The organism is Streptomyces sp. NPDC127038 (assembly GCF_042725875.1).
Classification (GTDB): Bacteria; Actinomycetota; Actinomycetes; order Streptomycetales; family Streptomycetaceae; genus Streptomyces.
The window spans coordinates 72894-87589 of the sequence record NZ_JBHXDQ010000038.1; the positions used below are offsets into that span (position 1 = coordinate 72894).

Consider the following 14696-nt stretch of genomic DNA (forward strand, 5'->3'; position numbering starts at 1 on the left):
GAACGGTCCGGCCGACGCCGGCAGCCCGAACGGCCGGACCGCCCGGGGTGCCGCTACGGCTTGACCGCCGGCGCCCCGGGAACGCCCTTCGGGGCCGGGGCGGGGCGGCGGCCGGCGAGGAAGGACGCCCAGCCCTGCTTCGGGGCCGCTCCGACCTCGAGACCGCGGAGCCTGGCGAGGGTGGCCGGGTCCTGGGCATCCAGCCAGTCGGCCAGCTGCCGGAACGAGACACAGCGCACCTCGGCCCTGGTGCAGACACGCTCCACGACCTGGTCGACGGCACGCATGTAGGTGCCGCCGTTCCAGGACTCGAAATGGTTGCCGATGATCAGCGGTGCCCGGTTGCCGCCGTAGGCGCGGTCGAAGCCCTTCAGCAGCCCGTCACGCATCTGATCGCCCCAGAGGCGCCGCTTCGCCGGGTCGCCCTGGGTCTGCGTACCCGACTGGTCGACCATGAAGTTGTAGTCCATGGTCAGCTGCTCGTGGGAGTGTCCGGGGAAGGGAACGAGCTGCATCGACAGGTCCCACAGCCCCTCCTTCCTCCCCGGCCAGACCTGCTCGCCGACCCCGCTGGTGTCGTACCGGAAGCCCAGGTCACGGGCCGCCTTCATGAAGTTCTCCCGCCCCTCAAGGCAGGGAGTGCGGGCGCCGACGAGTTCCCTGTCGTAGTCGAAGGGCAGCGACGGCGTGTCCTTCAGGCCCGCGTTCGTCCTCCAGGACTTCACGAACGACTTCGCCTGGGCGATCTCGCTCTTCCAGTCCGCGACCGACCACTGGCCGACCCCGCCCTCCGCGCCGCAGAAGTGGCCGTTGAAATGCGTGCCGATCTCGTCGCCCTCCAGCCACGCGCCACGCAGCTGCTCCACGGTGTCCCTGATGCCCCGCTCGTCGTTGAAGCCGATCTCCGAGCTGCCGGGCGAGTGCTGCGGCGGGCGATACAGGTCACGCTTGCTCTCCGGCAGCAGGTACACGCCACTCAGGAAGTACGTCATCGTCGCCTTGTTGGCCCGGGACAGCTTCCGGAAGTGGGAGAAGAGCTTCTGGCCGTCCTCGCCCGCTCCGTCCCAGGAGAAGACCACGAACTGCGGTGGCCTCTGGCCCGGCTTCAGCCGTTCGGGCCGGGGCAGACGCGGCTGCGCCCCCGTGAACGAGGTGGAACCGTCGCCGATCAGGCGGACCGCGGCCTTGGGCGCCGGGATCCCCACCGGCCCCTTCGTGCCGCGCGCGCCCTGCCGGGGAGCCGCCCCGCCGTCCGCCCCGCCGTCCGCGCAGCCGGCGAGCGCCGTGGCGCAGGCCGCGGCGATCGCCATTCCCGCGGCGATCCTCTGGGTGGCGGCCATGTTCCGCCCTCCTTCTCCTCGGTCGGGCAGTGCCGGTCAGGACGCCTGCGCGATGCGCGGCGATGCGCGGCTGCGCAGCGACGGAGCCAGCAAGGTTTCACGGGACCGAGAAGAAATAAGTACGACAAGCCGACTAAAAGCCCACTTCACCCTACGGAGTGAATTGATGACCCATTTGCCCCTATTTTCGACATCAAGCCTTTACTCTGCATTACGATCCGTTTACCGAGCGTTGAAAGTCCCGCCGCTGCACGCCGTGACCCACGGCCGCGACCCGCCCCCCGCCGCCACGGACGGGGGATCACCTGTTCCGCGACCGCGCTGCCCCGGAGGAGACGGGAACCATGTCTGCCTGCGTCCCCACCCGCGCCACCGACCCGACTCGGCCCGCGCAGCTAAACCAGCCCCACAACCCCCCGCCGACCCCGCCCCGACGCTTCCGCGTGGCGGGCGCCGACCTGTCCGCCTCGATCGCGGTCTTCCTGATCGCTCTCCCCCTGTCCCTCGGCATCGCCCTCGCCACCGGCGCGCCGCTCCAGGCCGGCCTCGTCGCCGCCGCCGCCGGCGGACTGGTGGCGGGGCGGCTCGGCGGCTCACCGCTCCAGGTGAGCGGGCCCGCGGCCGGGCTCACCCTCGTCACGGCCGAACTCATCCACCGCTACGGCTGGCGCGCGACCTGCGCCATCACCGTGCTGGCCGGACTCGCCCAACTCGGCCTCGGCTGCCTGCGCGTGGCCCGAACGGCCCTGGCCGTCAGCCCCGCCATCGTGCACGGCATGCTCGCCGGCATCGGGGTGACCATCGCCGTCGCCCAGCTGCACATCGTGCTGGGGGGCATCCCGCAGAGCTCCGTCCTGGACAACCTCGTCGCACTGCCGGACCAGGTGGCCCGCATGCACGCGGCGGCGATGTCGATGAGCGTTCTGACACTGGTCCTGCTGCTCGCCTGGCCACGCCTGCCCGGAAGAGCCGGGCGGCTCCTGCGCAAGGTCCCCGCCGCGCTGGTCGCCGTCGCCGGAGCCACCCTGACCGCCTCGCTCGCGGGACTCACCCTGCCGAGGGTCGAACTGCCGTCGTGGAGCAGCCACGCGCTGGCCGGACTGCCCGAGGGACCGGTGCTCGGCGTCGCCGCCGCCGTCCTCACCGTGACGCTGGTGTGCAGCGTGCAGTCGCTGCTCGGGGCCGTCGCCGTGGACAAGCTGGTGAGCGGCCGTCCGGAACTCCAGGGCCGTGTGGGCCGTTCCCGCCTCGACCGGGAACTGCTCGGGCAGGGCGCCGCCAACGTCGTCTCCGGCGCACTCGGCGGACTGCCGGTCGCCGGGGTCGCCGTACGAAGTTCCGCGAATGTCCGAGCAGGTGCCGTCAGCCGGAACTCCACGATCCTGCACGGCGTTTTCGTAGTGATCGCCGCGCTGCTGATGGTCCCGATCCTGGAGCTGATCCCCCTCGCATCGCTCGCCGCCCTGGTGATGGCCGTCGGCATCCAGATGGTGTCCCTGCATCACATCCGCACGGTCACCCGTCACCGCGAAATGCTGGTGTACGTCGTCACCACGCTCGGCGTCGTGTTCATCGGAGTTCTCGAAGGCGTGGCCCTGGGGGTCTCCGTGGCCGTCGGTGTCGCCCTGCACCGCCTCAGCCGCACCCGCATCACGCACGAAGAGAAGGAGGGAGTCCATCACGTCCATGTACGAGGCCAGTTGACGTTCCTCGCGGTGCCCCGGCTCAGCCGCACCCTGCATCTCGTGCCCCGCGGGACTGACGTCGTCGTGCAGTTGGACGGCTCGTTCATGGACCACGCCGCATACGAGTCGCTCCAGGACTGGCAGAGCGTCCACGTCGCCCAGGGCGGCACGGTCGATCTCGGCGGAAGAAAGGGAACACGGATCGCCGAGCCCGTGCACTCCGAACACTGCCGCTGCCGGCCCTGGACGCCTTGGCGGAACCACCAGTGCGACACCGCCGCGGAACCGGGCCCCTGGCTCTCGGACGCGTCGGACGCGTCGGACGCGTCGAACGAACCCTCGCACGCACCCTCACACGCGCCTTCGGACCGACAGGAGGAAGCCATCGAAGCCAGACCGAGTGGACATCAACTGGTGCGCGGGATCAGCGCGTTCCAGCGCAACACCGCACCGCTGGTGCGCGAGGAGCTGGCCCGGCTGGCCCGGGAAGGGCAACGGCCGTCCCAGCTGTTCCTGACCTGTGCCGACTCCCGGCTCGTCACCTCGATGATCACCTCCAGTGGTCCGGGTGATCTCTTCGTCGTACGGAACGTCGGCAACCTGGTGCCGTTGCCGGGCAAGGAGAGCGGGGACGACTCGGTGGCGGCCGCCATCGAGTACGCGGTGGACGTACTGAAGGTGCGGTCCATCACCGTGTGCGGGCACTCTGGGTGTGGGGCCATGCAGGCGCTGCTGGCGTCGGAGCCCGGAGGGGCGCTCACGCCGCTCAAGCGGTGGCTGCGGCACGGGCAGCCGAGCCTGGACCGGATGGCCGACGACGACAGACCGTGGGCGGAGATCGCCGGACGCGCGCCGGCGGACGCGGTGGAGCAGCTCTGCCTGACCAACGTGGTGCAGCAACTGGAGCACCTGCGGGCGCATGAGTCCGTGGCGCGGGCCCTGCGGGAGGGCGTGCTCGAACTGCAAGGGATGTACTTCCACGTCGGGGAGGCGCAGGCGTACCTGCTGGCCGAGACCGACGGGAGCGAACTGTTCGACCACGTGGGCCTGTTCGACCCCGCGGACGCGGCGGAGGAACTGCGGCATCCCGTGTGACCAGGCGGCGGTGCGCGGTCCTGGTCGGCGGGGCCGCGCACCGCGTACGACGTCCGATGCCGAGGCTTCTGCTGCCGAGGCTTCGCCCCCTGTCCCAGCAACGGCCGCGATCCCGGCCCCGATCGCCATCCCGGCCCCGGTCACGATCCCGACCCCAGTCCCACTCCCATTCCCGGTCTCGTCCCGACCCCAGCCCCACTCCCGACCCCAGCCCCGATCCCAGTCCCACTCCAGGTCTCAGTCCCGATCCCGGCAGGGGTCCGGACCACGCCCCACGCCCACGCCCCACGCCTCCGCCCTCCCACCCCTACCCCGACCCCGATCGCGGGTCCGCGCGGGTGAACCCTGCGGTCGGTGCGTACGTGCCACATGGGGGCGGCCTCGTACGCGGGCAGGTGGTCCCGCGCAGGGTGGAAAAGCCGTGCCGCGGGGTACGGACAAGCCGCGTGGGACGCGCGCGGGACGCGGACGCCCCAGGCATAGGTCTAAACCAATTTCGGGTCGGGCCTTGTCACCGGGGCCCCGGGTCTGATGAGCTGTGGCCTGGGACACAACGGACACCCTGGGAAAGGGAGATGTCGTGAGCAACGAAAGCCTGGCCAACCTGCTGAAGGAAGAGCGCAGGTTCGCGCCGCCCGCCGACCTGGCGGCGAACGCCAATGTCACCGCGGAGGCGTATGAGCAGGCCAAGGCTGACAGGCTCGGCTTCTGGGCCGAGCAGGCCCGTCGGCTGACCTGGGCCACCGAGCCGACCGAGACACTGGACTGGTCGAATCCGCCGTTCGCGAAGTGGTTCGCCGACGGAAAGCTGAACGTCGCGTACAACTGCGTGGACCGGCACGTCGAGGCCGGGAACGGCGACCGCGTCGCCATCCACTTCGAGGGTGAGCCGGGCGACAGCCGGGCCATCACCTACGCCGAGCTCAAGGACGAGGTGTCGAAGGCCGCCAACGCCCTCACCGAGCTCGGTGTCGGCAAGGGCGACCGGGTCGCCGTCTATCTGCCGATGATCCCCGAGGCCGTCGTCGCGATGCTGGCCTGTGCCCGTATCGGCGCCGCGCACTCGGTCGTCTTCGGCGGGTTCTCCGCGGACGCGATCGCCACCCGTATCCAGGACGCCGACGCCAAGCTGGTCATCACCGCCGACGGCGGTTACCGGCGCGGGAAGCCGTCCGCGCTCAAGCCCGCCGTCGACGACGCGGTGAGCCGGGTCGACGGTGTCGACAAGGTGCTGGTGGTCCGCCGTACCGGGCAGGACGTCGCCTGGACCGAGGGCCGCGATGTGTGGTGGCACGAGATCGTCGGACGGCAGTCGGACGAGCACGCGCCGGAGGCGTTCGACGCCGAGCACCCGCTGTTCATCCTCTACACCTCCGGGACCACCGGGAAGCCGAAGGGCATCCTGCACACCTCGGGCGGCTACCTCACGCAGGCCTCGTACACCCACCACGCGGTCTTCGACCTCAAGCCGGAGACGGACGTGTACTGGTGCACGGCCGACATCGGCTGGGTCACCGGGCACTCGTACATCACGTACGGGCCGCTCTCGAACGGCGCGACGCAGGTCATGTACGAGGGGACCCCGGACACGCCCCACCAGGGCCGGTTCTGGGAGATCGTGCAGAAGTACGGGGTGACGATCCTTTACACGGCGCCCACGGCGATCCGTACGTTCATGAAGTGGGGCGACGACATCCCCGCGAAGTTCGACCTCACCTCGCTGCGGGTGCTCGGGTCGGTCGGCGAGCCGATCAACCCCGAGGCGTGGATCTGGTACCGGAAGCACATCGGCGGGGACCGTACGCCGATCGTCGACACCTGGTGGCAGACCGAGACCGGCGCGATGATGATCTCGCCGCTCCCCGGGGTCACCGAGACGAAGCCTGGCTCGGCCCAGCGGGCGCTGCCCGGTATCTCGGCCACCGTGGTCGACGACGACGCGAACGAGGTGCCCGACGGCGGTGGCGGCTACCTGGTGCTCACCGAGCCGTGGCCGTCGATGCTCCGCACGATCTGGGGTGACGACCAGCGGTTCCTGGACACGTACTGGTCCCGCTTCGAGGGCAAGTACTTCGCCGGGGACGGTGCCAAGAAGGACGACGACGGTGATGTCTGGCTGCTCGGGCGCGTCGACGACGTGATGCTCGTGTCCGGGCACAACATCTCGACGACCGAGGTCGAGTCGGCGCTCGTCTCCCACCCCGCGGTCGCCGAGGCGGCGGTCGTGGGCGCGGCGGACGAGACCACGGGGCAGGCGATCGTCGCCTTCGTCATCCTGCGCGGGACGGCTTCCGCCGAGGACGAGGGACTGGTGGCGGAGCTGCGCAACCACGTCGGCACCACGCTCGGTCCCATCGCCAAGCCCAAGCGGGTCCTGCCGGTGGCCGAGCTGCCGAAGACCCGTTCCGGGAAGATCATGCGCCGTCTGCTGCGTGACGTGGCCGAGAACCGGGAGCTCGGTGACGTCACCACGCTGACCGACTCCACGGTGATGGACCTGATCCAGGCGAAGCTGCCGGCAGCGCCCAGCGAGGACTGAGGCGGGCCCACCCCGCCGGCCCGGCCCTGAGGGGCGTGGGAGCACACCCACCGTGCTCCCGCGCCCCTCACGCCATGCTCCCGGCCCCTCACACGCGCCCGCACCTCTCGCGCGCCCCGCACCGCTCACGCACGCCCGCGCATCCCCCATGTGCCCGCGCCCCTCACGCACCCGCACTGCTCGGCACACGCGCCCGCGCCCCTCGCGCACATCCGCACACCGTCCCCCGCGCCCGCCACCGCCCGCCCCATCGGCCCGCCCGCCCCATCGGCCCGGCTGCCCCATTACCCGGCTACCCGGCTACCCGGTCGCCGCATTGCCCCGTCGGCCCCTCGGCCTCTCGACCCATTGCCCCGTCGGCCCAATCGGGCGGGCCCCGCCGCCGGTTCGGTCGTACGGTGAAGATCCCCCATCGAACCGGCCGCATCGTGGATAAGGTAAGCAAAGCGTCAAAGACGCGACAGGATCGTTCATGGTGTGCCGGGAAGTCTGGTCGGCGAGTACTCCGCCCTGCCTGCCCGACCGGAGGTCCTCACCGTGGCCACGCCCCCCAGCAACCGCAGCAGCACCACACCGCGCAAGTTCCTGGGCCTGTTGTCCCTGCCCGAGCGGAACTTCGTGGCGGACGCGCTGCGCACCGAGACCGTGGGCGGAGTCCTGCTGCTCATCGCGGCGGTCGCGGCACTGATCTGGGCGAACACCCTGCCGCACGGTTATGAGGCCGTCTCGCACCACCACTTCGGACCGGCCGCTCTCGGGCTCGACCTGTCCGTGGAGCACTGGGCTGCCGACGGACTGCTCGCCATCTTCTTCTTCGTGGCCGGCATCGAGCTGAAGCGCGAACTGGTGGCCGGGGACCTGCGGGACCCGAAGGCCGCGGTGCTGCCCGTGGCGGCGGCGGTCTGCGGCATGGCCGTTCCCGCGATCGTCTACGTCCTGACCAACGCGCTCGGCGACGGCTCGCTGCAGGGCTGGGCCGTCCCCACGGCCACCGACATCGCCTTCGCGCTCGCCGTGCTCGCCGTCATCGGGACGTCGCTGCCGTCCGCGCTGCGCGCCTTCCTGCTCACTCTCGCCGTCGTCGACGACCTGTTCGCGATCCTGATCATCGCGGTCTTCTTCACCGACTCCATCAACTTCGCGGCGCTGGGCGGGGCCGTCGCGGGCCTCGTCGTCTTCTGGCTGCTGCTGCGCTGGGGCGTCCACGGCTGGTACGTGTACGTCCCTCTCGCGCTGGTGATCTGGGCCCTGATGTACAACAGCGGCATCCACGCCACCATCGCCGGTGTCGCCATGGGCCTGATGCTGCGCTGCCATCCGCTCGAGGGCGAGGAGCACTCCCCCGGCGAGCACATCGAGCATCTGGTGCGCCCGGTGTCGGCGGGCATCGCCGTGCCGCTGTTCGCCCTGTTCAGCGCCGGGGTCGTGATCTCCGGCGGGGCGATCCACGACGTCTTCACCCGGCCCGAGACGCTCGGGGTGCTGCTCGGGCTCGTCGTCGGCAAGGCGGTCGGCATCTTCGGCGGTACGTGGCTGACGGCCCGCTTCACCAGGGCCTCGCTCAGCGACGACCTGGAGTGGGCCGACGTAGCCGCCGTCGCCACCCTCGCCGGCATCGGCTTCACCGTCTCGCTGCTCATCGGCGAACTCGCCTTCGAGGGCAGTCCGAGCCTGACCGACGAGACCAAGGCCGCCGTGCTGATCGGCTCGTTCATCGCGGCCGTGCTCGCCACGGTCCTGCTGAAGATACGCAACTCCAAGTACCGCGCGCTGTGCGAGGCGGAGGAACGCGACGACGACCTCGACGGCATCCCCGACATCTACGAGCGGGACAAGCCCGCGTACCACCTGCGGATGGCCGCGATCTACGAGCGGAAGGCCGCGGAGCACCGCAGGATTGCCCAAGTGGCGGGTGGGGCAAGCGAGCGTGACGACGGTCCGGCATGATCTGACAGGACCGTACAAACACATGCAGAAGAGGGAGATCGCGATGAGCGCACCCGACGGGACCCCGGTCGGCGCCGAACGCAGCATCGGCCAGCTGGTCGCCGCGGCGACGACCGAGATGTCCGCCCTGGTGCACGACGAGATCGCGCTGGCGAAGGCTCAGCTCAAGCAGGACGTCAAGCGCGGCGCGGTCAGCGGCGGCGCGTTCTCGGCGGCCGGCGCCATCCTGATCTTCTCCCTGCCGATGCTCAGCTTCGCCCTCACCTACGGGATCCGGACCTGGAGCCACTGGAATCTCGCGATCTGCTTCCTGCTGTCGTTCGCGGCGAACGTGCTGGTCGCGGCCGTGCTCTCGCTGATCGGCGTGATCTTCGCGAAGAAGGCCAAGAAGAGCCAGGGCCCGCAGAAGGTGGCCGCGTCCATGAAGGAGACGGCAGGCGTCCTGCAGAACGCCAAGCCGCACCCCCGGCCCGAACCGGTCGAGGACGCCGTCAAGGCTGTGGCACGCTCATCCTCATGACGGACCCCGCCACACCATCGGCGCAACCCACCTCGGTCGTACGGATCGACCTCCCCGGCGGCCGGAAGGTCACGCACCGGGACGTGGCCGCCAACGGCGCGCGCTTCCACATCGCCGAGCTCGGCGACGGACCGCTCGTCCTGCTGCTGCACGGCTTCCCGCAGTTCTGGTGGGCCTGGCGCCACCAGCTCGTGGCACTCGCCGACGCCGGGTTCCGGGCCGTCGCCATGGACCTGCGGGGCGTCGGCGGCAGCGACCGCACCCCGCGCGGCTACGACCCCGCCAACCTCGCGCTCGACATCACCGGGGTCGTGCGCTCCCTCGGCGAGCCCGACGCGGCGCTGGTCGGACACGACCTCGGCGGCTATCTGGCGTGGACGGCGGCGGCCATGCGGCCCAAGCTCGTCCGCCGGCTCGCCGTGTCGTCCATGCCGCATCCGCGACGCTGGCGTTCCGCGATGCTCTCCGACGTCCGACAGACGACGGCGGGCTCCTACATCTGGGGCTTCCAGCGCCCCTGGATCCCCGAGCGGCAACTCCTCGCCGACGACGCCGCCCTGGTGGGCCGTCTGGTGCGCGACTGGTCGGGCCCGCGGCAGCCGGACGAGGACACCCTGGAGACGTACCGCCGGGCCATGAGCATCCCGTCCACCGCGCACTGCTCCATCGAGCCGTACCGGTGGATGGTGCGGTCCATGGCGCGACCGGACGGCATCCAGTTCAACCGGCGGATGAAGCGGCCGGTGCGGGTGCCGACCCTGCATCTGCACGGCTCACTCGATCCGGTGATGCGGACGCGGAGCGCGGCGGGTTCCGGGGAGTACGTCGAAGCTCCGTACCGCTGGCGGCTGTTCGACGGGCTCGGACACTTCCCCCACGAAGAGGATCCGGTCACCTTCTCCACCGAACTGATCAACTGGCTGAAGGATCCCGAACCCGATCGGTGACACCTCGGTCACCCTCGCGCGACCACTCGAAAGCGCCAGGTGTCCCCTCCGCGGCGCGGACCGTGAACAGGTGTCCTACGAACGGCCACTTGCCCGGCGCATAGGCCAATTGAAGGGCCGGGGCGAGGTTATGGACCTTGGGGCAGGGGCAGACGTCGGGGTATGGGCTGGACGCACGACTACAGTGACGCAGCACGCAATCGCCGCTCGGCCACGGGTCTGAGCTCTCGTCAGGGGGGTGCCCCCCAATGGGCGGGCAGGGATCCGCGTGTAGGGATTCCGCACATTCTGCGGCGCCGGGCCCGCTGGGTCTCCGTGCGGCTGCGCCATCCACGCGGCTGAGTCCCGGTCCACACACCGAGGCCGAGCTCCACCCGTACCGCCTGCAACGCAGGGCCGTCCTCCGCTCCGCACCGGCGGGCGCGGTCAGAGTGCGCAGCTGTCGCTGTCCACCTGCTGGTCGGCCGTACGCCCCTTGGCGATGTCCTGCCGGACCTCGTCCGCGGTGAGCGCGTAGCCGGTCTCGGCGTCGTCGAGCGACTTGGCGAAGACGACTCCGTACACCTTGCCCTCGGGTGTCAGCAGCGGTCCGCCCGAGTTGCCCTGACGGACCGTCGCGTACAGCGAGTAGACGTCGCGGCGCACCGTCTTGCGGTGGTAGATGTCGGGGCCGTTGGCCGTGATGCGGCCACGCACGCGCGCGGGCTGGACGTTGTACGAGCCGTTCTGCGGGAACCCGGCGACGATGGCGCTGTCGCCGCTGCTCGCGTCAGGGGCGCTGAACCGCAGCGCGGGCGCCTTCAGGTTCGGCACGTCGAGTACGGCGATGTCGCGCTCCCAGTCGTAGAGGACGACCGTGGCGTCGTACTTCTTGCCGCGGCCGCCTATCTGGACGGTGGGCTGGTCGACGCCGCCGACGACGTGCGCGTTGGTCATCACACGGCGGTCGCTGAAGACGAAACCGGTGCCTTCGAGGACCTTGCCGCAGCTCTGGGCCGTGCCCATGACCTTGACGATGGAGTTCTGGGAGCGGGTGGCGACGGGGCTGGCGGCGAGCTGGGGGTCGGGCGGCTGGACCTCGGTGATGGGCTCGTTGGCGAACGGGCTGAAGACCTGCGGGAAGCCGTTCTGCGCCAGGACCGAGGAGAAGTCGGCGAACCAGGTGTTGGCCTGGGTCGGCAGCGCGCGCGAAACCCCCAGCAGCACCTTGGAGTTGCGGACCTCCTTGCCGAGCGTCGGCAGCGTGGTGCCGGCGAGGGCGGAGCCGATCAGCCAGGCGACGAGCAGCATCGCCACGACGTTCACCAGGGCGCCGCCTGTCGCGTCCAGGGCTCTGGCCGGTGACCAGGTGATGTACCGGCGGAGCTTGTTGCCGAGGTGGGTGGTGAGCGCCTGGCCCACGGAGGCACAGACGATCACGACGACCACGGCGACGACGGCCGCGGTCGTGCTCACCTTGCTGTCGTCCGTCGTCCAGCTCCAGATGACCGGAAGAAGGTAGACGGCGACGAGGCCGCCGCCCAGGAATCCGATCACCGACAGGATGCCGACGACGAAGCCCTGGCGGTAGCCCACGATCGCGAACCACACGGCGGCGACCAGCAACAGGATGTCCAGCACATTCACGAAGGTCACCTTGTCACGCGCGCCAGTCGAGTGGGACCTGCTTCTCGCGGTCCCACGGCCGCTCCCAGCCCGCGAAGTGCAGGATCTTGTCGATCACGCCGGCGGTGAAACCCCAGACGAGGGCCGATTCGACCAGAAATGCCGGACCTCGGAAACCGCTGGGGTGCACGGTGGTCGCGCGGTTGGCCGGGTCCGTGAGATCCACCACGGGGACGGTGAAGACCCGGGCCGTCTCGCCCGGGTCGACGACGCCGACCGGGGTCGGGCGGCGCCACCAGCCGAGGACCGGGGTGACCACGAAACGGCTGACCGGGATGTAGAGCTTCGGCAGCACGCCGAAGAGCTGGACGCCGTCCGGGTCGAGGCCGGTCTCCTCCTCGGCCTCGCGCAGGGCGGCGTTCAGCGGCCCGTCGGTCGCCGGGTCGCCGTCCTCGGGGTCGAGGGCGCCGCCGGGGAAGGACGGCTGTCCGGCGTGGGACCTGAGGGTCCCCGCCCGTTCCATGAGCAGCAGCTCGGGGCCGCGCGGGCCCTCGCCGAAGAGGATGAGCACCGCGGACTGGCGGCCCGTGCCGTTGGCCGGCGGCAGGAAGCGGCTCAGCTGGAGCGGTTCCACGGTCTCGGCGACCTGGGCGACCGGGCCCAGCCAGCTCGGCAGTCCGTCCTTGCTGAGCACCGGACCGCCCTGCGTGTTGCTCGCGTCCTGTGTGTTGCCTGCGTGCTTCATCGCCACCCCCGTTCTGCTGTTCCCAACGCCCGCCGGGGCCGTGTTCGTTCCGTCATCCGGCACCCAACGGGGGCGCGGGCCTGCCGCCCGCGTCCAGATAGGCCTGCGGGGGGTTGAGCCGCTGTCCGGGGAAGCCGCCCTTCTCGTACTTCAGGAGCTTTCTCGCCTTCTCGGGGTCGGTCTCGCCCTCCCCGTACGCCGGGCAGAGCGGGGCGATGGGGCAGGCGCCGCAGGCGGGCTTGCGGGCGTGGCAGATACGGCGGCCGTGGAAGATCACGTGGTGCGACAGCATCGTCCAGTCGCTCTTCGGGAAGAGCCCGCCGACGGCCTTCTCGATCTTGTCGGGCTCGGTCTCCTCGGTCCACCTCCAGCGCCGCACGAGCCGCTGGAAATGGGTGTCGACGGTGATCCCCGGCCGCCCGAAGGCGTTCCCGAGCACGACGAAGGCGGTCTTGCGGCCCACTCCGGGCAGTTTCACGAGGTCTTCGAGCCGCCCGGGCACCTCGCCCCCGAAATCGTCCCTGAGGGCCCTGGAGAGCCCTATGACGGACTTGGTCTTGGCCCGGAAGAACCCGGTCGGGCGCAGGATCTCCTCGACCTCCTCCGGGTCGGCCGCGGCGAGGTCCTCGGGGGTCGGATACCTGGCGAACAGCGCCGGCGTCGTCTGGTTCACCCGCAGGTCCGTCGTCTGGGCCGACAGGACCGTGGCGACGACCAGCTGGAAGGGGTTCTCGAAGTCCAGCTCCGGATGGGCGTACGGGTACACCTCGGCGAGCTCGCGGTTGATACGGCGGGCCCGGCGGACCAGGGCGGTGTGCGACTCGTTCCGCGGGGGCACGGGGGCGCCGGCCGTCTTGGAGACGGATTCCCCGGCGGCCGCCTTCTTGGCGGCAGTCTTCTTGGCGACCGTTTTCGCGGGCGCAGCCTTCTCAGCGGTCCTTCCGGCGGTCGTCCCAGCCGCCTTGTCGGCAGTCTTCTTGGTCGACGTCACCTTCTTGGCGGTCTTCTTGGCCGACGTCACCTTCTTGGCGGTCTCCTTCGAGGCTGTCACCTTCTTGGCGGTCCGAGGCGCCGTCTTCTTCGCGCTCCTGCCGCCCGCCGGCGCCGATGCGGCCTTCGACTCCGCCCCGGACACGGCCTTCACCGGCGTCGGCCCCGCCGCATTTGTCGGTTCTTTGGTTCCGTCGGGGGCCTGTTCGCCCACAGCGGAATCGCGACGTACAACCACCCGCCCAGCCCCCTTGGCCTGTGCTCTCACCGGCGATTTGGACACCCGGCCAGCCTAAAGCCCGGCACCGACATCCGCCCCGGACCCTGAAGATCGGCCCCCAATTGGCCCCCTGCCGCACTCGTCGGGACGCCGGTGCGGCAGACTTGTGACTGATCACACTGTTTGGACCGTCCGGCAAGATGGGGAACACGGTCCCCTGGTACCAAGGGGGAGCACGGTCCCCTGAGCAGGTCGACAAGGAGAGAACTCGTGGACGACGTTCTGCGGCGCGCCCCGCTCTTCGCGGCGCTCGATGACGAGCAGGCCGCGGAGCTCCGCGCCTCCATGAGTGAGGTGACCCTCGCGCGCGGCGACGCCCTCTTCCACGAGGGCGACCCCGGCGACCGCCTCTACGTGGTCACCGAGGGCAAGGTGAAGCTTCACCGCACCTCCCCCGACGGGCGCGAGAACATGCTCGCCGTCCTCGGCCCCGGTGAACTGATCGGCGAACTGTCGCTGTTCGACCCGGGCCCGCGCACGGCGACCGCCACCGCGCTCACCGAGGTCAAGCTGCTCGGCCTCGGCCACGGCGACCTCCAGCCCTGGCTGAACGCGCGGCCCGAGGTGGCCGCCGCCCTGCTGCGCGCCGTCGCCCGGCGCCTGCGCAAGACCAACGACCAGATGTCCGACCTGGTCTTCTCCGACGTGCCCGGCCGTGTCGCCCGAGCCCTGCTCGACCTGTCGCGCCGCTTCGGCGTGCAGTCCGAGGAGGGCATCCACGTCGTGCACGACCTCACGCAGGAGGAGCTGGCCCAGCTGGTCGGCGCCTCCCGCGAGACCGTCAACAAGGCGCTCGCCGACTTCGCGGGCCGCGGCTGGCTCCGCCTGGAGGCCCGCGCGGTGATCCTCCTGGACGTGGAGCGGCTCGCCAAGCGCTCGCGCTGACGCCTCAGGCAGTACGACGACGGGGTCCCACCTCCTTGCGAGGTGGGGCCCCCGCGTCGTATCCCACGCCCCCAACTACCCGCGAACCCAAGAGGCCCCCCACCCGCCGGCCCGCACA

11 protein-coding genes are annotated in these 14696 nt (G+C 70.7%); 7 read left to right on the forward strand and 4 right to left on the reverse strand.

Annotated features, from left to right (window positions below):
• Positions 1–53: 53 nt before the first annotated feature.
• A complete protein-coding gene (locus ACFWI4_RS24705; RefSeq protein WP_387199964.1) occupies positions 54–1340 on the reverse strand; it encodes a hypothetical protein in 1287 nt (428 codons plus the stop codon).
• A 344-nt stretch (positions 1341–1684) separates the two neighbouring features.
• Here ACFWI4_RS24705 and ACFWI4_RS24710 point away from each other — a divergent pair, with 344 nt between their 5' ends.
• The 6 genes from ACFWI4_RS24710 (at position 1685) to ACFWI4_RS24735 (ending at position 10415) form a co-directional block, all read left to right on the forward strand.
• Entirely contained in the window at positions 1685–4120 is a 2436-nt protein-coding gene (locus tag ACFWI4_RS24710) for a SulP family inorganic anion transporter (protein ID WP_387199967.1), read from the forward strand.
• 538 nt (positions 4121–4658) lie between these two features.
• On the forward strand, positions 4659–6659 hold the full coding sequence (gene acs / locus ACFWI4_RS24715) for an acetate--CoA ligase (protein WP_387199970.1): 2001 nt from the start codon (positions 4659–4661) through the stop codon (positions 6657–6659).
• Positions 6660–7196: 537 nt separating this feature from the next.
• Positions 7197–8606, forward strand: a complete 1410-nt coding sequence (nhaA, locus tag ACFWI4_RS24720) for a Na+/H+ antiporter NhaA (protein ID WP_387199992.1) — start codon at positions 7197–7199, stop codon at positions 8604–8606.
• 43 nt (positions 8607–8649) lie between these two features.
• Positions 8650–9126 carry a phage holin family protein gene (locus ACFWI4_RS24725; RefSeq protein ID WP_387199972.1) on the forward strand — a complete coding sequence of 159 codons (477 nt, stop codon included), beginning with the start codon at positions 8650–8652 and terminating at the stop codon, positions 9124–9126.
• Positions 9123–10073: an alpha/beta fold hydrolase gene (locus tag ACFWI4_RS24730; protein ID WP_385398583.1), complete on the forward strand. Its 951-nt coding sequence runs from the start codon at positions 9123–9125 to the stop codon at positions 10071–10073. Before ACFWI4_RS24725 ends, ACFWI4_RS24730 begins: the two co-directional genes overlap by 4 nt.
• Positions 10074–10235: 162 nt before the next feature.
• Positions 10236–10415, forward strand: a complete 180-nt coding sequence (locus tag ACFWI4_RS24735) for a hypothetical protein (RefSeq protein WP_385398581.1) — start codon at positions 10236–10238, stop codon at positions 10413–10415.
• An 84-nt stretch (positions 10416–10499) separates the two neighbouring features.
• On the opposite strand, the gene ACFWI4_RS24740 is transcribed toward ACFWI4_RS24735, so the two are convergent.
• The 3 genes from ACFWI4_RS24740 to nth are packed head-to-tail and all read right to left on the reverse strand — an operon-like array spanning position 10500 to position 13474.
• Positions 10500–11699, reverse strand: coding sequence for a MarP family serine protease (locus ACFWI4_RS24740; RefSeq protein ID WP_385398579.1), 1200 nt, complete (start codon positions 11697–11699; stop codon positions 10500–10502).
• A 13-nt stretch (positions 11700–11712) separates the two neighbouring features.
• Positions 11713–12423 carry an NUDIX hydrolase gene (locus tag ACFWI4_RS24745; protein ID WP_387199975.1) on the reverse strand — a complete coding sequence of 237 codons (711 nt, stop codon included), beginning with the start codon at positions 12421–12423 and terminating at the stop codon, positions 11713–11715.
• A gap of 52 nt (positions 12424–12475) precedes the next feature.
• Positions 12476–13474, reverse strand: coding sequence for an endonuclease III (gene nth, locus ACFWI4_RS24750; RefSeq protein ID WP_387199979.1), 999 nt, complete (start codon positions 13472–13474; stop codon positions 12476–12478).
• 429 nt (positions 13475–13903) lie between these two features.
• Here nth and ACFWI4_RS24755 point away from each other — a divergent pair, with 429 nt between their 5' ends.
• The gene (locus ACFWI4_RS24755) at positions 13904–14578 is read left to right on the forward strand and encodes a Crp/Fnr family transcriptional regulator (RefSeq protein ID WP_006382668.1); all 675 of its coding nucleotides are present in this window, start codon (positions 13904–13906) and stop codon (positions 14576–14578) included.
• The last annotated feature ends 118 nt before the right edge of the window (positions 14579–14696 follow it).

Coding starts and splice junctions, on each gene's coding strand:
- ACFWI4_RS24705 (WP_387199964.1), bottom strand. CDS start 1,340: ATGGCCGCCACCCAGAGGATCGCCGCGGGAATGGCGATCGCCGCGGCC.
- ACFWI4_RS24710 (WP_387199967.1), top strand. CDS start 1,685: ATGTCTGCCTGCGTCCCCACCCGCGCCACCGACCCGACTCGGCCCGCG.
- ACFWI4_RS24725 (WP_387199972.1), top strand. CDS start 8,650: ATGAGCGCACCCGACGGGACCCCGGTCGGCGCCGAACGCAGCATCGGC.
- ACFWI4_RS24730 (WP_385398583.1), top strand. CDS start 9,123: ATGACGGACCCCGCCACACCATCGGCGCAACCCACCTCGGTCGTACGG.
- ACFWI4_RS24735 (WP_385398581.1), top strand. CDS start 10,236: ATGGGCTGGACGCACGACTACAGTGACGCAGCACGCAATCGCCGCTCG.
- ACFWI4_RS24745 (WP_387199975.1), bottom strand. CDS start 12,423: ATGAAGCACGCAGGCAACACACAGGACGCGAGCAACACGCAGGGCGGT.